General features: G+C 39.1%; 13 protein-coding genes. 7 read left to right on the plus strand and 6 right to left on the minus strand.

The window, feature by feature from the left end:
• The 6 genes from KO502_RS16230 to KO502_RS16255 all read left to right on the plus strand — a co-directional run.
• A partial coding sequence (locus KO502_RS16230) for an SDR family NAD(P)-dependent oxidoreductase (RefSeq protein ID WP_216023624.1) occupies positions 1 to 4,133 on the plus strand: 4,133 nt, incomplete at its 5' end.
• Positions 4,134 to 6,731 (plus strand): PfaB family protein, encoded by a 2,598-nt coding sequence (locus KO502_RS16235; protein ID WP_216023625.1) that lies wholly within the window; start codon positions 4,134 to 4,136, stop codon positions 6,729 to 6,731.
• Positions 6,732 to 6,805: 74 nt separating this feature from the next.
• On the plus strand, positions 6,806 to 12,799 hold the full coding sequence (locus KO502_RS16240) for a beta-ketoacyl synthase N-terminal-like domain-containing protein (protein WP_216023626.1): 5,994 nt from the start codon (positions 6,806 to 6,808) through the stop codon (positions 12,797 to 12,799).
• 753 nt (positions 12,800 to 13,552) lie between these two features.
• The gene (locus tag KO502_RS16245) at positions 13,553 to 13,840 is read left to right on the plus strand and encodes a GIY-YIG nuclease family protein (protein WP_216023627.1); all 288 of its coding nucleotides are present in this window, start codon (positions 13,553 to 13,555) and stop codon (positions 13,838 to 13,840) included.
• A gap of 237 nt (positions 13,841 to 14,077) precedes the next feature.
• Positions 14,078 to 15,691, plus strand: a complete 1,614-nt coding sequence (locus tag KO502_RS16250; protein ID WP_216023628.1) for a PfaD family polyunsaturated fatty acid/polyketide biosynthesis protein — start codon at positions 14,078 to 14,080, stop codon at positions 15,689 to 15,691.
• Positions 15,692 to 15,791: 100 nt separating this feature from the next.
• Positions 15,792 to 16,100, plus strand: a complete 309-nt coding sequence (locus KO502_RS16255; protein ID WP_216023629.1) for a hypothetical protein — start codon at positions 15,792 to 15,794, stop codon at positions 16,098 to 16,100.
• A 34-nt stretch (positions 16,101 to 16,134) separates the two neighbouring features.
• On the opposite strand, the gene KO502_RS16260 is transcribed toward KO502_RS16255, so the two are convergent.
• From KO502_RS16260 to KO502_RS16270, 3 genes are all read right to left on the minus strand, one after another.
• Positions 16,135 to 16,479: a hypothetical protein gene (locus tag KO502_RS16260; RefSeq protein WP_216023641.1), complete on the minus strand. Its 345-nt coding sequence runs from the start codon at positions 16,477 to 16,479 to the stop codon at positions 16,135 to 16,137.
• 95 nt (positions 16,480 to 16,574) lie between these two features.
• The gene (locus tag KO502_RS16265) at positions 16,575 to 16,778 is read right to left on the minus strand and encodes a hypothetical protein (protein WP_216023630.1); all 204 of its coding nucleotides are present in this window, start codon (positions 16,776 to 16,778) and stop codon (positions 16,575 to 16,577) included.
• Between the two features lie 139 nt (positions 16,779 to 16,917).
• Positions 16,918 to 17,193 carry a hypothetical protein gene (locus KO502_RS16270; RefSeq protein ID WP_216023631.1) on the minus strand — a complete coding sequence of 92 codons (276 nt, stop codon included), beginning with the start codon at positions 17,191 to 17,193 and terminating at the stop codon, positions 16,918 to 16,920.
• A 321-nt stretch (positions 17,194 to 17,514) separates the two neighbouring features.
• On the opposite strand from KO502_RS16270, the gene KO502_RS16275 reads away from it, so the two are divergent.
• The gene (locus tag KO502_RS16275) at positions 17,515 to 17,982 is read left to right on the plus strand and encodes a GNAT family N-acetyltransferase (RefSeq protein WP_216023632.1); all 468 of its coding nucleotides are present in this window, start codon (positions 17,515 to 17,517) and stop codon (positions 17,980 to 17,982) included.
• A 73-nt stretch (positions 17,983 to 18,055) separates the two neighbouring features.
• Here the strand turns inward: KO502_RS16275 and KO502_RS16280 are convergent, their stop codons facing one another.
• The 3 genes from KO502_RS16280 to nth all read right to left on the minus strand — a co-directional run bounded on the left by KO502_RS16280 (position 18,056) and on the right by nth (position 20,868).
• Complete coding sequence (locus tag KO502_RS16280; protein WP_216023633.1) at positions 18,056 to 19,528, minus strand: M28 family peptidase; 1,473 nt, start codon at positions 19,526 to 19,528, stop codon at positions 18,056 to 18,058.
• A gap of 42 nt (positions 19,529 to 19,570) precedes the next feature.
• Positions 19,571 to 20,104, minus strand: a complete 534-nt coding sequence (locus KO502_RS16285) for a YaeQ family protein (RefSeq protein ID WP_216023634.1) — start codon at positions 20,102 to 20,104, stop codon at positions 19,571 to 19,573.
• A gap of 101 nt (positions 20,105 to 20,205) precedes the next feature.
• Entirely contained in the window at positions 20,206 to 20,868 is a 663-nt protein-coding gene (gene nth, locus KO502_RS16290) for an endonuclease III (protein ID WP_216023635.1), read from the minus strand.
• Positions 20,869 to 20,885: the final 17 nt, after the last annotated feature.

Consider the following 20,885-nt stretch of genomic DNA (forward strand, 5'->3'; position numbering starts at 1 on the left):
GCATGGATATGGAAGCCGACCTTGGTATTGATTCAATTAAACGTGTTGAAATCCTAGGTGCAGTACAAGACATTATTAGTGATTTACCAGAGTTAAACCCAGAAGATTTAGCTGAGTTAAGAACCTTAGGTGAAATTGTTAGTCACATGCAAGGGAAGGTGCAAAGCAAGATTACAACGATTAAGCCTTCTACTTCTGTTGTTACAGCGAAAGAAGCTGTCGTAGAAAACACTGTGATCACAACGCCCACAATCACTATTGACTTAAACCATATTAAAACCGTGATGATGGACGTAGTTGCCGATAAAACAGGTTACCCAACCGAAATGCTTGAACTTGGCATGGATATGGAAGCCGATCTTGGTATTGATTCTATTAAACGCGTTGAAATCTTAGGTGCAGTACAAGACATTATTAGTGACTTACCAGAGTTAAACCCAGAAGATTTAGCTGAGCTAAGAACCCTTGGTGAAATTGTTAGTCACATGCAAGGGAAGGTGCAAAGTATAGTCACAGCAGCGCCTAATGTGTCAGCAACACCTGAAACAGCTTTACAAGCACCAGTTTCACCAGCAGTAACGATCGATTTAGCTTTCGATATAGAGAATATCCAAACTGTGATGATGGACGTGGTAGCTGATAAAACCGGTTATCCAACTGAAATGCTAGAGCTTGGCATGGATATGGAAGCCGACCTTGGTATTGATTCTATTAAACGTGTTGAAATTCTAGGTGCAGTACAAGACATTATTACTGACTTACCAGAGCTTAACCCTGAAGATTTAGCTGAGTTAAGAACCCTTGGTGAAATTGTTAGTTACATGCAAGGAAAGGTGCAGAATAAGGTTACAGCGATTGAGCCTTCTACTTCTGTTATAGCTAAAGAAGCTATCGTAGAAAACACTGTGATCACAACGCCCACAATCACTATTGACTTAGACCATATCCAAACCGTGATGATGGACGTAGTAGCAGATAAAACAGGTTACCCAACCGAAATGCTAGAACTTGGCATGGATATGGAAGCCGACCTTGGTATTGATTCAATTAAACGTGTTGAAATTCTAGGTGCAGTACAAGACATTATTAGTGACTTACCAGAGCTAAACCCAGAAGACTTAGCCGAGCTAAGAACTTTAGGAGAGATTGTTAGTCACATGCAAGGAAAGGTGCAGAGCAAAATTGATCCTGTTCCGCCAACAGATCCAACACCAACAACCACTAAAACCGCCAAAGAAGAAAGCTCAACAGTTGAGGTTATTACTAACAATAATCAGTCAGTTATTGAAAACCCAGCACCTAGTGCTACGGTCGCTCTACAAGCCTTGTCATCAGTAACCAAAATAGTTCAAAACTTTATGGGTAATAGTATTGAACAACAACCCAAAGTGTTAATTGTTGATGATGGGAGTGGCACAGCAATTTCAGTCAGTGCAAAGCTACTTAAACAAGGTTGGCAGGTAAGTGTATTAAAGCCTAACTGGCTTAACTCTAACGTTAAGAAAGCATTTAGTAAATCGGTTAAGGTTATTGAAATAGGAACTGCTGATAAAACCCTGGATGAAGCACAACTAAGCGCCATATTAGCTGAGCAAGGGCAACTTGATGCTGTTGTTCACATACAAGAAGGGAATGAGCAAACTATTCAAGAAGGTAATGCACAAGCGATTGACCAAACCATTGAATATGCTGATGCAGCAAAACAAGGGTTAATGTTAGCGTTCTTATTAGCAAAATTTTGTAATGTTAAAGCAGCCCAAAATGCTAGAGCAACATTTATGGTAGTAACGCATCAAGGTGGCACATTAGGTTTTAGTCAAAACCAAGCGGTTAAAGCTAATTTACAAGCGGATTTAGTACAAGGCGGTTTAGCGGGCTTAGTTAAAACCTTGTCTCATGAATGGAACGGCCAATTAAATAATGAAACACCGGTATTTTGTCGATTAGTTGATTTATCAAGCAAACTTGCAGCAGATAAAGCAGCAACCATTATTTGTGATGAATTACTCGATATTGATGGCTCACTCATTGAGGTTGGTTATGATACTGATAACCTAAGCAATAACTTAGCATCGCGTTTAACTCTAATTGGTGTACCAACTGACAGTTACTCACTTACAGCAAGCAATGAAAAACTCATTAATCAAGATTCTGTGTTTTTAGTTAGTGGTGGCGCTAAAGGTGTTACCGCGCACTGCGTTATTGAAATAGCGAAACAACACCAAGCAAAATTTATTTTATTAGGTCGTTCACCATTGCTTGCTTCGGATGAAGAAAGTGAGCCAAGCTGGGCGAGTGGGCTTCAAGACGAAGTTGCGTTGAAAAAAGCCGCGATGCAAGTACTTATTGCCTCAGGTGAAAAACCAACGCCAGTGAAAGTGTCTGACTTTGTTCGTCCAATATTAGCGAATCGTGAAATTATTCAAACCTTAAATGCAATCAAAGCAGCAGGCGGACAAGCGCATTATGTTGCCGCTGATGTAACTAATAGCGACAGTGTTAAAGCCGCTGTTGCACCTGCTATTACAGAGTTTGGCGAAGTTACCGGTATTATTCACGGTGCTGGCGTGTTAGCCGATAAGTTTATCGAGCAAAAAACACTAGCCGAGTTTGATGCGGTTTATCGTACTAAAATTGACGGCTTACAATCGTTATTATCTGTTTGCCAAGCTGAAAATATCAAACACTTGGTGCTCTTTTCATCAGCGGCAGGCTTTTACGGTAATCCAGGGCAATCTGATTATTCCATTGCTAATGAAATTTTAAATAAGACCGCTTACCGATTCAAAGCACAGTACCCTGATGCTCAAGTATTAAGTTTTAACTGGGGTCCGTGGGATGGCGGTATGGTTACACCTGAGCTAAAACGTATGTTTGATGCGCGCGGTGTTTATATTATTCCCCTTGATGCTGGCGCTAAGTTATTAACAAGTGAGTTGAATGCCTCGAGCAATCGTTGTGCGCAAATTCTTGTTGGTAATGATCTTTCTAAAGACCAATCAACAAATCAATCAACGAGTAAAGCTAATGATGCAGCAGCAGAGGTTGTTAAGGGAAAAAAGTCACTAGTTAGTCACTTATCAACACCCGTGTCAGTAACGCCAATACGCGTTATTAAAACACTGCAAGTGACTAACAATACTTTTTTAGCTGATCATGTTATTAACCAAGAACAAGTGTTACCAACGGTTTGTGCACTTGCTTGGATGAGCGAAGTAGCCCTAGGTCTATATCCAGACTATAAAGCACAAGGGATTAATGATTACAAATTACTTAAAGGGGTAACCTTTGATAGCGAAGCGTTAGCAAAAGCTCAAGCGATAGATTTTACCGTAGAAATGAGTAATGCAGGCCTTAGTGCAGAGCCTAGCATTGCTAAAAATGAAAATGAGCTACTCCTTAATTGTAAAATATCATCGCTAAACGAAACTACAGGTAAAACCGTATTTCATTACAGTGCTCAGCTTGTGTTAACTAGCAATTCAGTTCAAACAAACTCAGTTCAAAAAAGTTCAGGTCAAAAAAGCTCAGTTCAAAAAGATAATGCGGTTGTAGATGTTGATAATCAGTTTATTAATGGGGTGGCTGCTAAGTTAACAGAGAAGTCAGCGAATGAAGCTGCTGAGTTGTACCAAAACGGCACCTTATTTCATGGCGAGAGTTTACAAGGTATAACTCACCTTATTGATTGTAACGAAAGCGGTTTATTACTTAGTTGTAAAGTGCCGAGCATAGCATTGCAAAAACAGGGCGAGTTTATGGTTAACGCTGCTAGCAATAACTCAGCTAGCAACGCCAATAACAACAGTTTTGCCAATATCTTCGCAAATGATCTTGCTTATCAAGCTATGTTGGTTTGGGCAAAGCGAGAATTAGGTTTAGGCAGTTTACCGTCGAGCACTCAAGCCTGGCAGGTCTATGGACAGCTTGAAGTTAATCAAACTTTTTATTTACAACTAACCGTAGTAAAGGCCACAGGTAAGGGCGGAAAACGCGGTAGTTTAGTGGCGGATATTAACTTTATCAGTGAATCGGGACAGATTTTAGCTGAGATTAAATCAGCGAAAGTAACCGCGAGTGCAAGTTTAAATGAGATGTTTTTACCTGTTGAAACTACAGGAATTACTGACTAAATGTTAACGAATGATTTAGCTATTGTTGGTATTGACGGTCAATTTGGCGACTACGCTACTATTGATCGTGTTGCCCGTGTCCTTTACTTAGGTAAAGAGCATTTAGGCAAGGCTGTTGAGACTTCAACTATTGCTAAATTTGGCTCGAAAGCCTTAACAAAACCATTAACAGCAAGTGCGCAATACTTTGAAATAATAGATCGACTATTGTCCCCGTTATTTAGTGATGATGAAACTAATGAATATCTAAAAACGATAGACGTTACCGCTATTATTGTTACTGATGCTGAAACTAATTTTGATACGCCAGTTGAAAAAAAAATTATCGGAGTGAGTGAACTTAGTAAAGCTTTAACGCTTGCCGTTGACCTAATAAATCAACAGCAACTTGTTGTTATTATGGGTATCAATACTCATATTAATACGGGTGCTAAAACTTATGCGAATGTTAATGCTAGCACTATTAGTTTTGACCAAGCATTTACAGGTTATAAATCTGCATCAGGGATTGTTAGTTTATTACTCGCATCAAAAAGCTTAGCACTCGATAAAAGCTTTCCTATCTATGCAGAGCTAAACAGTTTGGTAAAATCAGACGTTAACCAAACAGATATGCAAAAGGCGGTAAAACAATCTTTGACACAAACATCAGATAAGACTATTGGTTTAGTTGAAGTGTCAGCATTGGCTACGTCACAAGAAAGTGCATTAGAAGTTGATGTTTTACTGGAAAATTATTCAGGTGAGCCGTTAACTGCCGCAACGTTAAACACAGCAAGGTTAACCACCGCAATAAGTTGCGCACGCAGCGTTACCGGTGAGGGCGGTGGTTTTTCACAAGTACTTGGCTTAGTACGAACTGTTATTGCTCTACAACAACGTTATATTCCAGGAATTAACGATTGGCAGTCGCCTAAACCGTCATCAGGATCGCAAGATAATTTATCTAAATGGCACGCTTCCCCTTTTTACTTTCCAACTGAAGCTCGACCTTGGTATCCAAATCAAGATGGCAGTAATCGAAGTGCTGCTTATAGTTGTTTAACCACGCAATCATATTGTCATCTAGTGCTTAGTGAACATGTTAATGAAGAAGTCGATGTTCGTTTAAATGGTCATTTAGCTTGTAGTGAACTACAGCTAGTCTTGGTTAGTGGAGACAATGAAACAGACTTACAAGATCAATTATCAACACTGCTTGAGATGGAAGCGGTTAACAAAGTCAGTGCAGTGCCAAAGCAATATGATCAGTTAAAATTGATTGCCGATCAGCAATATCAACAATACCTAGTTAACCAGAGCAGCCAAGTTAAACCATATACTTTGGCATTATTGGCTGAATCCATTGATGAGCTGCAAAAAGAAATTCAATTAGCACAAGTGGGCATTAAAACCGCTTTTGCAAATATCGCTTTAAATAAAAGCACGCAGTGGAAAACACCTAAAGGTAGTTATTTTACCGCTGAGCCAGTTGCACAAGCGCAAGAAAATAATGTCTGTTTTATGTACCCAGGTATTGGCGCAACCTACCTTGGTTTAGGTCGAGATTTATTGTATTTATTTCCTGAAATATATTCTGATATTGTCAATTTAGCTGATGATATAAGCCATAGTTTAAAAGACTCTTTACTCAACCCGCGCAGCATTAGTCGCCTTGATTTTAATGAACTTAAACAACGTGATTTAGCGCTACGGGGCAACCTTGCCGATATCGCCGAAGCAGGTGTTGCTTTTAGCTGTGTATTTACCAAGATATTTACCGATGTATTTAAACTCAATGCTGATTTTGCCACGGGCTATTCTATGGGTGAAGTCAGTATGTATGCCGCCTTGGGCTGTTGGCAAAAACCCAGTTTACTGACTAAACGACTCGCTAACTCAGTCACCTTTAATGAACGCCTTTCTGGTGATTTAGTCACTTTACGTGAACGCTGGCAACTACCTTCTTCAGCTCATGATGAGGCTTTACCTGTGTGGGAAACTTACACAATAAAAGCCACATTAGCTGATGTTGAAGCGGCAAGTGTTGATGAAAGCAGAGTGTTTTGCACCATCATTAATACACCTGAACAGCTACTTATTGGTGGTTTTCCTGAAGATTGCCAGCGTGTGATTAACAAACTGGGCGTACGGGCTATGCCTTTAAATATGGCGAATGCTATTCATAGCGAGCCTGCAAAAAGCGAATATAACAACATGGTTGAGTTATACACCATGGACGTTAACCCACGTATTAATACCAAGCTGTATTCAAGTTCGTGTTATTTACCTGTGCCGCAATTAACTAAAGCTATCGCTAATTCTATTGCGAAATGTTTATGTGATCGTGTTGATTTTCCGCGTTTAGTGAATGCGCTTTATGATAATGGCGCACGAGTATTTATTGAAATGGGACCAGGTCGTTCATTATCGAGTTGGGTAGAGAAGAATTTAGAATACAAGTTATTGAAAGATAAGGCCGCCACTGTATCGGTAAATGCTAAAGGCGTGAATGATGAGTTAAGTTATTTTCGCGCTATCGCAAAATTAACCAGTCATGGCGTAAAGCTTGATCTAAAGCGATTATTTTACGGCACCATGATTATGAGTAAAAAATGAACACACGCAGTCAACATAAGCAGTACGCAAAACAATATTAATAAAAAATCTGATCACAGATAAAAGAGAGATTCATGGAAAACATCGCCATTGTAGGTATCGCCAATTTATTTCCCGGCTCAAGTGCGCCACAAGCGTTTTGGCAACAATTACTCAACAAGCAAGATTGTCGTTCTACCGCTACCAAAGCACAAATGGGTGTTGATGTAGATAAATACACAGGGAAAAAAGGTGATACCGATAAGTTTTATTGTGTACAAGGCGGTTATATCAATGACTTTACCTTTAATGCTGACGCTTTTCCTCATACCAGTAATCAGTTAACGAGCGAATACCTTTCTCAATTAGACGATTTAAATCAATGGTCTTTGTATGTAACCGAGCAAGCATTACGTGATGCTGGCTATTGGCGCAGTGCACAATTAGCCAACTGTGGTGTGATTTTAGGTAACTTATCTTTTCCGACTAAATCGTCGAATCATTTATTTATGCCTTTGTACCATCAAGTGGTTGCAGATGCGTTACCGCAAGTGGTTGATAACAATTTTATATTACAGTCTTTTGCTGAAAAAAATACCAGTAACGATGCCAACACCCATGCTGATAATGCACTTGTTGCAGGTTATCCTTCAGCGCTAATTGCCAAAGCGGCAGGTTTGGGCGCTGTACATTTCTCCCTTGATGCTGCTTGTGCTTCAAGTTGTTACTCGGTAAAACTTGCTTGCGATTATTTACACACGGGTAAAGCTGACATGATGTTAGCAGGCGCTGTTTCAGCGGCTGATCCAATGTTTGTTAATATGGGCTTTTCTATCTTTCAAGCTTATCCAGAAAACAACATTCACGCCCCGTTTGATAAAAACTCACAAGGCTTATTTGCAGGTGAAGGCGCGGGCATGATGGTGCTTAAACGAGAAAGTGACGCGCTGCGTGATGGTGATAAAATTCACGCTATTATCAAAGGTGGTGCATTATCTAATGACGGAAAAGGCGAGTTTGTTTTAAGTCCTAACACTAAAGGGCAAGTATTAGTTTACGAACGAGCTTATGAAAATGCAGGGGTAAATCCAGCCGATGTTGATTATATTGAATGTCACGCAACAGGTACGCCAAAAGGTGACAAAGTTGAGCTGGGCTCGATGGAAACCTTCTTTTCTCGCTATGATAAAAGCACAAACAACACTACACATCATAAACCCGTGCTCGGCTCGGTAAAATCAAACCTCGGACACTTACTTACCGCGGCAGGTATGCCAGGTATGACCAAAGCGATTTGGGCATTAAACGAGGGGAAGGTTCCTGCTACCATTAATTTACATGAGCCAATTAACAGTAAACAAGGTTATTTGGGCGCCGAGCAAATGCCAACGCAAACTATTGCTTGGCCGATAAATAAGAATACAGCAACAACGAACAAGCCTCGAACCGCAGGCGTAAGTGTTTTTGGCTTTGGTGGTTCAAATGCGCATTTAGTGTTGCAAGCGCCTAGCTCAAGTAAAGCTACAGATCATCAAGAAACAGTCACACAGCCTAAACCACTTGCACCGCTAGCTATTACTGGTATGGACGCACACTTTGGCTCAGCGGAAAACCTAGTAGAATTTAAAGCAGTACTCGATAACAAAAGCACCACCTTTAGAGAGTTACCCGAAAAACGTTGGAAAGGCATTAACAATAATCAAAAAGTGATGACAACCTTAGGCTTAGCTAAAGCGCCAGTAGGCGGTTATATCGAAAATTTCGAGCTTGATTTTTTACGCTTTAAAGTACCGCCAAATGAGCAAGATTGTTTAATTCCACAACAATTAATGATGATGAAAGTTGCAGATAACGCAGCACAAGATGCCAAGTTAACACCAGGCAGCAATGTTGCAGTATTAGTAGCTATGGGCATGGAACTAGAGCTGCACCAATATCGCGGACGAGTAAATTTAGCCACACAAATTGAAGAGAGTTTACTTGCCCAAGGGGTTGAACTAACCCTAGAACAACGCGAAACACTTACTAATATTGCTAAAGACGGTGTGGCTTATGCCGCGCAGCTTAATCAATACACCAGTTTTATTGGCAATATTATGGCATCACGTATTTCCGCATTGTGGGATTTTTCAGGTCCAGCTATTACTGTTTCTGCAGAAGAAAACTCTGTGTATCGCTGTGTTGAATTAGCGCAAAACTTATTTCAAACCAGTGATGTTGAAGCGGTTATTATTGCTGGGGTTGATCTTGCAGGCTCAATTGAAAATATTACCCTAAGACGACACTATGGCGAAATTGATGCTGAGCTTGAGAGTGAAATTGGTGCGAAACCAATTGCAATTGAGCAGTTAAAAGAAAAATGGAAAATAGGCGAGGGTGCCGCTGCATTTGTTCTACAGCCTCTGAGCGAAAATAAGCAAACAGCGTATGCCACTATTGATGGCGTTGGCTTTGTTAATGAGTCAAATTCCCAAGCAATTGAAGTGGCGGCGAATAAAGCCTTAACGCAAGCTAAAATAACCGCTACAGATATTAATTTTGTTGAAGCACACAACAGTGGTTTTGCTTCTGAGAATGAAGCAGAAGCATTAAGCCTACCTCATTTGTATCAAGGGAAGTCTATCAGCTCAGTTAAAAATAACATTGGTCATACTTTTAATGCCTCAGGTGCGGCGAGCATTATCAAAGTTGCCTTGGCTTTATCTGATTCGAGCGGGATACAAAAACCAGTAACAAAGTCTGACGTAGCAAAACATGCAGCAATTAACGGTTTAAGCAAAGATGGTAGTTGCGCGCATTTGATCCTTTCATCGGTTAGTGCAGAGCAAAATATAAGAATTGTAGCGCCTTTGGTACAAGAGTCATCAAAGCAAGCCCTAGCAGTTAAAAAGCGTCGTCAGCTGATCAAAACCATTACTTTAGGTGGCAACGATATTGCTGAAACCATTATTAACTCAAGTCAAAAAAGTGAGGTTAGCTCGACCATATCGAGTATTAAACAAGCTTTTAGTTATGCTAACCAAAACTCAGCGTTTACCGTAAAAAACAATACATTCAATCCTATAAACCTCGCACAAATAAAGCCTAGGTTTAGCCATGCAACTGAATCAACAGTTTCAAATGGAGCAACAGTGACACAACCTTCGATAAAGAAATCAGCTAATAATTTAGTTAATAATTCAGCCAATAATTCAACTAAAAACTCAGTAATGAATAAGTTACAGTTTAATAAAAGTAATAGCCAAGAAGCGGCAACCCACATTGCCTTTTTAAAGCATCGCCAACAAGCAGAAGCTCACATTGCGCAAATGATCGCACAGCAAGTTGGGGCAACGCAGTCTAGTAATCTAGCAAGCATGCAAACTAGTTCAGCAACGGAAAATATCGTTCAAGCAAGTCAAAAACAGACAATAGCTAGCTATCACTATCCGGCTTTACAGCTAAAAGAGCAATTTAACCAACCGACAAATATTATTTGGGATACTGCTGATTTAGTCGAGTTCGCCGAAGGTAGTATTGGTAATGTTTTTGGTGAAGAATATCGTATTATCGATAACTACTCGCGCCGTGTACGCTTGCCAACCACTGATTACTTACTGGTTTCGCGTGTTACCGAATTAGATGCCAAGGTGAACGAGTATAAAAAATCTTACATGTGTACCGAGTATGATATTCCCGTTGATGCACCATTTTTAATTGACGGACAAATCCCTTGGTCAGTGTCAGTTGAGTCTGGTCAATGTGATTTATTACTTATCTCTTTTATTGGCATCGACTTTCAAGCTAAAGGTGAACGGGTTTATCGTTTACTTGATTGTGAACTAACTTTCCTAGAAGAAATGGCCTTTGGTGGTGAAACCCTGCGCTATGAAATTCATATTGACTCGTATGCGAAGAATGGCGAACAACTGTTATTTTTCTTCCACTACGATTGCTATGTCGGTGATAAAAAAGTTCTAATTATGCGCAACGGTTGTGCGGGTTTCTTTACTGATGAAGAATTAAAAGACGGTAAAGGCGTGATTTTAAATGATAGTGACAAAGCCCAATTAGCTAATGCTAAAAAGTCAGTTTTTACGCCATTACTGACACGAAATCGTGATACGTACGATTATAACGACATGATGAAGCTAGTTAATGGCGATGTAGCAGGCTGTTTTGGCGAGCAATACGATCAACAAGGGCGTAACCCATCATTAAAATTTTCCTCGAAAAAATTCTTGATGATAGAGCGGGTGACCAAAATTGATCAAACAGGAGGTCATTGGGGCTTAGGTTTACTGGAGGGACAAAAAGACTTAGCGCCAGAGCATTGGTATTTTCCGTGTCACTTTAAAGACGACCAAGTAATGGCTGGCTCATTAATGAGTGAAGGTTGTGGTCAAATGGCGATGTTTTACATGTTGTCATTAGGCATGCACAGCCATGTTAATAACGCGCGTTTTCAACCAATGCCAGGTGAGTCGCAAACAGTTCGTTGTCGTGGGCAAGTTATTCCACAGCACAATACCCTGACTTACCGCATGGAAGTCACTGAAATGGGTATGCAGCCATTTCCGTATTTAAAAGCCAATATTGATATTTTATTAGATGGCAAAGTGGTGGTTGATTTTAAAAACTTATCGGTGATGATCACAGAGCAAGATGAAAAATCACCTTATCCAGTAACGCTACCAGATAATGCTGTGCTTGTTGCGCCTACGCTTTCAGAAAAGTCATTAACAACGGTACAGACAACAGAAAATTCAGATTTAGACGAACGTGGTATTAACCCGTTTAAACACCCAGAACGTCCGTTAATGAAAGTGATATCGGACTTAAACGCTCCCAAAGAAAAGGGCGTTACCCCCATTCAACATTTTGCAGCGCCAATGGTCGCAGGGCAAAACCGTGTACCTGATCAAACGCCGTTCACTCCTTGGCATTTGTTTGAATTTGCCACGGGTGACATCTCTAAGTGTTTTGGCAGTGATTTTGATATTTACACGAATAAAGTTGAACATAGCCGAGTACCACCACGTACACCGTGTGGCGATTTACAAGTGGTTACCCAAGTAGTTGATGTGGCAGGTGAACGTTTAGACTTTAAAAACCCAGCAACTTGTATTAGCGAATATGTCGTTCCAGAAGATGCTTGGTATTTCAGTAAAAATAGCCACCAAGCGTGGATGCCTTATTCAATCATTATGGAAATTGCCTTACAACCCAACGGCTTTATTTCTGGTTACATGGGCACTACGTTAACTTATCCTGATAAAGATTTATTTTTCCGCAACCTAGATGGTACGGGGGACTTAATCAAACAAGTAGATTTACGAGGCAAAACCATCATCAATAACTCCGCATTACTGAGCACCACTATGGCTGGCGGCATGATAGTGCAAAAGTTTACCTTTGAGCTATTTGTGAAAGATGAAAAACACCCAACACAATCAATTGATAAGCATGAGTTATTTTATAAAGGTAGCGCAGTTTTTGGTTACTTTGGCGCAGATGCCCTAACTAATCAGCTGGGTATTGATAATGGCAAAATTACCCATGCGTGGTTTGAAGACAATAATACGCCAATAGCGGATATTGAAGTGATTAATTTACGCGACCCGCAGTTAAGTTTTTATCAAGCACCGCTAAATAAACCGCATTATAAATTAGCGGGCGGGCAAATGAACTTCATCGATACAGTTTCGATTGTTGAAGGCGGTGGAAGCGCTGGTATCGCTTATGTTTATGGTGAAAGAACCATAGATGCCACCGACTGGTTCTTCCGTTATCATTTCCACCAAGACCCAGTTATGCCAGGCTCGTTAGGTGTTGAAGCAATCATCGAGTTAATGCAAACTTACGCACTTAAAAATGATTTAGGTAAACAGTTTGCTAACCCAAGGTTTATTGCACCAACCAGTGTAGTTAAATGGAAATATCGCGGTCAAATAACACCGTTAAATAAGCAAATGTCACTGGATGTGCATATTACCGACATTATCAAAAAAGATGGTGAAGTGCGCTTGGTAGGCGATGCGAATTTATCGAAAGATGGACTTAGAATTTACGAAGTCAAAGATATTGCGTTGTCGATTGTTGAGGGGTAATAACATTAAACGTAAATATGAGAGAATAAAACTGGATACCCGACAGGACACCTCGGGTATGACGATATAACGCTTAGTTTTTGTTTGAAAGTGTCGTTTTTGTAAGTAAAGCACTAACCGCACAGCCGTCATTCCCGCGTTGTCTTGGCGGGAATCTAGTATTTCATGAGTAGATATTGTCATCAGGTAGTTGGAAATAGAAATTAGATAAGTAAATGGATACCCGACAAGTGACTTCGGGTATGACGATATAACGCTTAGTTTTTGTTTGAAAGTGTCGTTATTTGAAAGTAAAGCACTAACCGCACAGTCGTCATTCCCGCGTTGTCTTGGCGGGAATCCAGTATTTTATGGGTAGATATCGCTATAAGGTAGTTGGAAATAGAAATTAGATAAGCAAATGGATACCTGACAAGAGACTTCGGGTATGACGATATAACGCTTAGTTTTTGTTTGAAAGTAAAGCACTAACAGCACAGTCGTCATTCCCGCATTGTCTTGGCGGGAATCCAGTATTTCATGAGTAGATATTGTCATCAGGTAGTTGGAAATAGAAATTAGATAAGTAAATGGATACCCGACAAGTGACTTCGGGTATGACGATATAACGCTTAGTTTTTGTTTGAAAGTGTCGTTTTTGTAAGTAAAGCACTAACCGCACAGCCGTCATTCCCGCGTTGTCTTGGCGGGAATCCATGTTTTTGTTTCTTTATAAGATAAGTGTTACAACAATAAATTATCAAGGAGGATAATTTGAAACAACCTTGTGTTTACATTCTAGCAAGTAAAAAGAACGGCACTTTATATATTGGCGTGACAAGCGATTTAGTGAAACGTATTTGGCAACATAAGAATAAAGTTGTGAGTGGTTTTACCGGTGATTATCACGTTAATAAATTAGTTTATTTTGAACAATTTGATGATATGGAAAATGCTATAAACCGCGAGAAACAATTAAAACATTGGAATAGAGCTTGGAAAATACGATTGATCGAGAAATCGAATATTGATTGGTTAGATTTGTATGATGAATTAAGTTAATAAAAACGTAAATAAAAATAGAGCAAATGGATACCCGACAAGAAACTTCGGGTATGACGATATAATTTATAATCGTTGGTGGTTATTGGCAGGAGCAAACTATATGGCAGGAGCAAACTATAGCTTTGATTCTTTGTTTGAGAGAACATTAAATACTAACCTCACAGTCGTCATTCCCGCGTTGTCTTGGCGGGAATCCAGTATTATCAGTTTAAAAGAAAAATAATTAGGAAAAACATGTCAAACAGCAAACACATCGAATTTAACAGCGCCAGAGCTATTGATTGGGCTTGGAAAGTTAATACAGCACACGTTAACTGTGATGCAGTACAAATAAAATCAGCATTGATGGATTTAACTAAACCTGTGTATGTTGCTAGCTCGGCAGCAGGACTGGGGGTTACTGATAAGCTAGAGTCGTCAACAGAAAATAACAGCACTGACGTATTGGCTTTTGCACAGCAACTAAACCCAGAAGACTTAGGTGATGACGCCTTTAAAAAGCAACATGGTGTTAAATACGCTTATCATGGCGGCGCGATGGCAAATGGTATTGCTTCAGTTGAGCTTGTCGTGGCCTTAGGTAAAGCTGGGTTTTTATGCTCATTTGGCGCAGCCGGTTTAGTTCCTGATGTGATTGAAGAGTCGATTAAACGTATTCAAGCTGAGTTGCCAAATGGTCCTTTTGCGGTCAATTTAATTCATGCTCCCGCAGAAGAAGCATTAGAGCGCGGTGCAGTTGAACGCTTTTTAAAGCTTGGCGTAAAAACTGTTGAAGCCTCAGCTTACCTTGGTTTAACTGAGCATATAGTTTGGTATCGTTTAGCTGGTTTGAGTGAAAATAGTGACGGCAATGTTAATATCGGCAATAAAGTTATCGCTAAAGTGTCACGTACTGAAGTAGGGCGTCGCTTTATGGAGCCTGCACCGCAAAAATTAGTCGATAAATTGCTAAGTCAGGGCAAAGTGACACCTTTACAAGCAGAGCTCTCTAAACGCGTTCCTATGGCCGATGATATTACCGCCGAAGCCGACTCTGGTGGTCACACCGATAATCGTCCATTTTTAACCTTGTTACCGACCATTATTGCCCTGCGCGATGAAGTTCAAGCACAATATAACTTTTCTCCGGCACTTCGTGTTGGCGCGGGTGGTGGTATTGGTACTCCTGAATCAGCCCTTGCGGCTTTTAATATGGGCGCGGCATATATTGTACTTGGTTCAGTGAATCAAGCCTGTGTTGAAGCTGGCGCAAGTGAACATACCCGTAAACTATTGGCAGGTGTTGAAATGGCCGATGTAACTATGGCACCTGCGGCTGATATGTTTGAAATGGGCGTAAAATTACAAGTGGTTAAACGTGGCTCTATGTTTGCCATGCGCGCTAAAAAACTTTATGAGTTATATGTTAACTATGATTCCATTGAAGCTATCCCCGTTGATGAACGAGAAAAAATAGAAAAGCAGATATTTAGATCAAATCTTGATGATGTTTGGGGAGGCACAGAAGCGTTTTTTAGTGAGCGCGATCCTGAAATGTTAGCGCGTGCGCAATCAAACCCTAAACGTAAAATGGCACTAATTTTTCGTTGGTATTTAGGCTTAAGTTCACGTTGGTCTAACATTGGCGAAAAAGGTCGAGAAATGGACTATCAAATTTGGGCAGGTCCAAGTTTAGGGGCTTTTAATAGTTGGGTAAAAGACACATATCTTGAAGATTATACTCGCCGTAATGCGGTTGATGTCGCTTTGCATTTATTAAAAGGCGCAGCATATTTACAGCGCGTTAATCAGTTAAAATTACAAGGTGTGACTTTGAGCACGGAGCTCGCAAGTTATCACTGTGAATAATTGTAATGGATGCTAAAAAGTTGTTTGAATTGCATCTAATATTCAAACAACGGTAACGCGATACTTTTTAATTGTTTGTTAATAAAGGAAAAGTCTTAAAATGACAAGGTGTACTGAATTTGCAGTGTTTGAAGTGAAAAAAGAGAACTTGGCGCGAGTTATGGCGCTAAGTGAATTGCTTTTCTCGGAAATTAATAGTGAAAATAAAAACATTATCAAGCATGAAATTTTAGTCAAAACAGATAATGAAGAAGAAATCTGTTGGCATCTTACATGGGCAAATGAAGCAGCAGTTAAAGCGAGTAGCGAACAATGGTCTACTTATCCTAGCTCAGCCGAAATTGAGTATTTAGTAGGAAAGAAATTGTATTATGGGCACTTTGTTGATGTGTTTATTGAGCGAGATTAATGTAGCTTTTTAAATACTATTTTGATTAAAAGTCTTATTGTAAAAGTCTTATCTGCTTTAATTCATTTTCGGTCAAAGCTTTGTAACCCCGTAAGTATGACCAACCGTAGCCCCATCTAAATGGCGTTGGTAAATATGGGCTGCCGCCAACAATAACTCCTGCTAACATTAAATTAGCTATTTTGGGTTGCCCAACTTCAGCAACACATTGTTTAAGTGACTCATCAGCGTTTACTTTTTGCTGATATGTTCCACCTTGCCAATAGGCGTAGTCATGAGCGGTACAACACGTTAACCACAGCTCACTTTGTTTGGGAGTACCGTTGGGGAAAAGGCTACAACCATCTGAGGTAAATGGGCGAATAGCCTCGTCATTAATGTTCTTGCCATCAACATTTTCACCGGTAACGAGGGCGCTAAAAAAAAGAAAGACAAAACCAATAAGAATACGCACTATCTAAACCTCACACGTTATTATTCTTTAATAATATCTTCTTTTGAGGCTAAATAAAGTACGTAAATAATGCCTAACACGGGAATGACAGAAAATACAAAACCTAAAGCAGAAGCTTTGACAGGGGTTTGGGTTTTACGTAGCCCTAAATAGTAACTAATAGCGCCAATAACTACCATAATAGCTAAAACGGTTAACCCTAGTTGTACAGTAGTAAAATTCATGAAATAACCTCTTTAAAATGCAATCTTGTTGTTGGTAGCGTTTTACTTAATAGCTAAGCGCTACATTTTAGTTATATATTGTTAGCTATATATTTTTCAGTGATACAATTCAGCTTTACAGCTCAGTTATATCGCTCAGTTATATAGCAAAAATCACAATTGCTGCGGTAACAGCTAAAACAGCGTATTCTGGCATACCTCTAGGTAATTTAGTCATCAATAAAAAACAAATAAAAGCTAAAGCAAATAATATGGCACTACCTACAAAAACGCCCATTAAACTATGCCCCATAAATAAACCGAAAAGTGCTAAAGGAATACTAAACAGCAGTGCTGAAAAGTAAGGCTCCTTCTTTACTAAATATAATTTATAGGCAAGTGCTAACATTAAAATTTTGACGATCAAAAAAAGCATAGAAGACCTTGTAATGGAATGAGTGGTAAAAGCTTGCCTATGAATTTATGCGGCAAATTATTGATATATGTAATCTAAAGAGATTACTTGAATACTATTGACAGTTCAATGTGTTAAAAGGTTTATAATGGTCAAATACGAATATAATAAAGATTTTGTATTAAACAATTTACTTCGTATAAAATAGGTTAGCGCGATTAAACCCGTTTAAAATTGAATGAATTTTAACCCTGAAAGTTCAACAGACCCTAAACTATTTCCATTTATTTAAGAACCGTTGTTGCTCTTACTCATTGGAAAAGTGAATACAGGAAAATACGAATGAAGTTTACTATTGGTTTTAGAAAAGTAAAAAATGATGATATTGAATTTTTACTTTCGCTACGTAGAAAAACCATGACACAACATTTACTTGCGGCCAATATTCGAATGACGGATGAGCAGCATTTAGCACGTATTAAAGAACACTTTTATGAAAGCCATATTATATTGGTCGATCGTAAACCTATTGGTTTATTAAAAATGGGAGTCGTAGCGCTTAACAATACTCACAAAAGTTTGCATATTAGGCAGTTACAAATTATGCCGAAGTATCAAGGGAAGGGCATTGGTAGTAAAGTACTTACCGTCGTTAAAAAGCGTGCTTTACAATTACACTTACCAATTACTTTAAACGTTTTATTAAAAAACCCAGCGCGAGGTTTGTATTTGCGCCATGGTTTTCAAGTTGAAAATAAAAACAAATTTGAATTTCAATTACGTTGCCCGTTAGAAGTGATAGCCGCTTAACTATTTATCTAGTCATATAAACTGACACTAAGTCTTATGCAGTCCCACAGGCTTAACTGCTAGTACCTAGTTATTAGTAGTAAATCATCCCTTTACGGGTAACTTTGTTTGCATCAATTCGTAGCGGTGTCATTGTTCCTTCGACTAAAGGTGTTGTGGCAAGCGCAAGCGTTTTTATTACAGTTAACATTGACGGTAAATTTAAGCTGTTTATATCATCTGTAACTTTATGGTAATGCTGATCTTTATCTAATTGCGTGCTACTAAAGCTATGTGCAGGAACACCTAAACGGGCTAGGGTGGCATTGTCTGAACGATAAAATAAGTTTTCAGTAGGGTAAGGATCAGCATAAATCTTTAAATGGTTAGATGCTAAGGCTTGGTTTAATTGCTCTCCTAGATTTGAGCGCTCCATGCCTGTCATCCAAACAGAGCCTTCACCAAACATCGAGGGCTTGCCAATCATTTCTATATTGATCATAGCGGTAATTGAATTTTCATCTATGTGATGTGAAAAGTACCTAGAGCCAAAACCGCCTATTTCTTCAGCGCTAAATGCAGTAAACATTAAAGTTCTTTCATTGTTATCCATTTTAGCAAAGTAGTTTGCTAGGTTGATAATGGCTGAAACCCCTGAAGCATCATCATCCGCACCATTAAAAATAGCAGTTGTTGCTTGTATATCGTTAGCGTTAGTCGGCTTATTGTTATTCGTGCTTTTTTTAACGCCTAAATGATCATAATGCGCCGAATAAAGTACTACTTCGTTAGGTTTACTTTTACCTGGCAAAATACCAACAATATTATTGAGCAGGGTATCAGTAACTTTTGCTTTGCCTTGTACACTTAATTGTTTGATCTTGCTAATATCTGTTAAGGCAATAACGATAACACCACCTTGTTTTTCTTTAGCTTCACTTTTAAGTGTTGTTAGACCTCTAGCAAAGTAGCTCTGGTAACGTTTAAAGCTATTTTTATGCTTAGGGTGCAGTAACACCAAATGTTGGCCACCTTGCGTGTTTAGGTTTGTTAACGCCTTACGCATATTGTCATTTTCGCCGATGAGTTTAATATTTACAGAAGCGTTTTTTTGATTTGACTTGCTTAACAATGAATTGGTGTCCCAATTAACATCAGCCAAGGTTGTTGCCATCGTTACTAAGTCTGTATCAATAGCTTGACCATTGATGGTTACCTTAAGGTTTTGCGGTTTGATCTGTTGAACAGTGTATTGCTGTTTAAAGTTAGGGGCGTTTGTTGCAGGCGTTAAACCAATATCGTTGAATCGCTTGGCAATATAGTCCGCAGCAAGGTGAATCTCGGGAGAAAAGTTATCTCGTCCTTTTAATGCGTCGCTAGATAGATATGCTACATCGTTAGTTACTTGCGTTAAGGTAATTGTGTTGTCTAGCGTTGCTGATGCACTAGCTTGGCTATTCTCAACGTATGAGTTTAGATGGGAGCAGCTTGTTAATAATAAACTGGCTAACGATAAACATGTTAACTGAGTTGCAAAGGTTACTGGTTTTAATTTTTGATTAGTCATAATTAGCCTTTGATATCAGACGTTGTTGTAGTTTAATTTATCTTATTGCAATTTGAGTGTTTCAATCAACAATGTTTCATCACCAGATGTTAACCACAATTGTCCATCTTGAATGCTACATTGAAACTCCATATTACGGCTGAGCAAATTAACTAAGGCGTCACAGGTACTTTGATCAAACTGCTCAACGGTTAACTTATCAAATTTCTTCAAACTTTGCTCAGCTTGTGACCACCATGTGTTGGCGCTACTACCATAACAATATAATTTAACTGCTTTTGCTTGGTTAGATGCTTTTTTAAGACGCTTTTCATCTAATTGCCCAAGTTCAATCCATAAGGCAATTTCATCGCTGTAATTGATTTGCCAAATAGCAGCTTCATTTTCATCACTTAAGCCTTTGCCAAACTGTAAATCTTCGTGAGCATTAAGAATATAAGCGAGGATACGAACCATTAGTCGCTGTGGAGTTTCTGACGGATGTTGTGCAACGGTTAGTTGCAAGCTTTCGTAATAATTACGATCCATATCGGCAAGTTCGATATTAGCTTTGTAGATAGTTGCTTTAAGGGCCATGTGAGCTTAGAGGTAATAAATAATGGCAATATCATAACAGTATGCGGCTTACATAGAAAATGCTTATGCAAACATCAGCTTATATTTATTGAATCGATATTTTAGCATTCTTCTTTATCGCGATATTCACATAAATCTTCGATGATACACGAGCCACATTTAGGTTTTTTAGCAGTACATGTATAGCGACCATGTAAGATGAACCAGTGGTGTAAGTTGAACATAAATTCTGTTTTGTTTGGTGTGAGCTTTATAATATTAGCTTCTACTTGTTCAACGGTTTTACCAGGAGCATATTTGGTTCTATTGGCCAATCGATATATGTGAGTGTCTACCGCTAAAAAGTATTTACCTTCATTATCTTTTAACCAACCAAAAGCGGTATTTAATACCACATTAGCAGTTTTACGGCCTACGCCAGGTAAAGCTTCAAGTGCAGCTCTGTTTTCAGGGACTTCGCCGCCATGTAAGTCCACTAACATTTGACAAGTTTTTAAAGTATTAACCGCTTTAGTATTAAATAAACCAATGGTTTTTATGTAACTTTTTAATCCATCAAGGCCAAGATCTAAAATAGCTTGAGGGGTATTGGCTACAGGGTAAAGTTTATCGGTTGCTTTGTTAACACCCACATCAGTTGCTTGAGCAGAAAGTAACACAGCAATAAGGAGTTCAAACGGCGTAGAAAAATTTAGCTCAGTGGTTGGCTCTGGGTTCTCATCACGAAGTCGTGTTAGTATTTCTATACGCTTGTTTTTATTCATTTTATACTCAGGATCTT

The organism is Colwellia sp. E2M01 (assembly GCF_018860585.1).
Taxonomy (GTDB): Bacteria; Pseudomonadota; Gammaproteobacteria; order Enterobacterales; family Alteromonadaceae; genus Colwellia.

Bases quoted from the DNA above. Each gene is read 5' to 3' on its own strand.
- KO502_RS16235 (WP_216023625.1), top strand. From the start codon at position 4,134: ATGTTAACGAATGATTTAGCTATTGTTGGTATTGACGGTCAATTTGGC.
- KO502_RS16240 (WP_216023626.1), top strand. From the start codon at position 6,806: ATGGAAAACATCGCCATTGTAGGTATCGCCAATTTATTTCCCGGCTCA.
- KO502_RS16250 (WP_216023628.1), top strand. From the start codon at position 14,078: ATGTCAAACAGCAAACACATCGAATTTAACAGCGCCAGAGCTATTGAT.
- KO502_RS16255 (WP_216023629.1), top strand. From the start codon at position 15,792: ATGACAAGGTGTACTGAATTTGCAGTGTTTGAAGTGAAAAAAGAGAAC.
- KO502_RS16265 (WP_216023630.1), bottom strand. From the start codon at position 16,778: ATGAATTTTACTACTGTACAACTAGGGTTAACCGTTTTAGCTATTATG.
- KO502_RS16270 (WP_216023631.1), bottom strand. From the start codon at position 17,193: ATGCTTTTTTTGATCGTCAAAATTTTAATGTTAGCACTTGCCTATAAA.
- KO502_RS16275 (WP_216023632.1), top strand. From the start codon at position 17,515: ATGAAGTTTACTATTGGTTTTAGAAAAGTAAAAAATGATGATATTGAA.
- KO502_RS16280 (WP_216023633.1), bottom strand. From the start codon at position 19,528: ATGACTAATCAAAAATTAAAACCAGTAACCTTTGCAACTCAGTTAACA.
- KO502_RS16285 (WP_216023634.1), bottom strand. From the start codon at position 20,104: ATGGCCCTTAAAGCAACTATCTACAAAGCTAATATCGAACTTGCCGAT.
- nth (WP_216023635.1), bottom strand. From the start codon at position 20,868: ATGAATAAAAACAAGCGTATAGAAATACTAACACGACTTCGTGATGAG.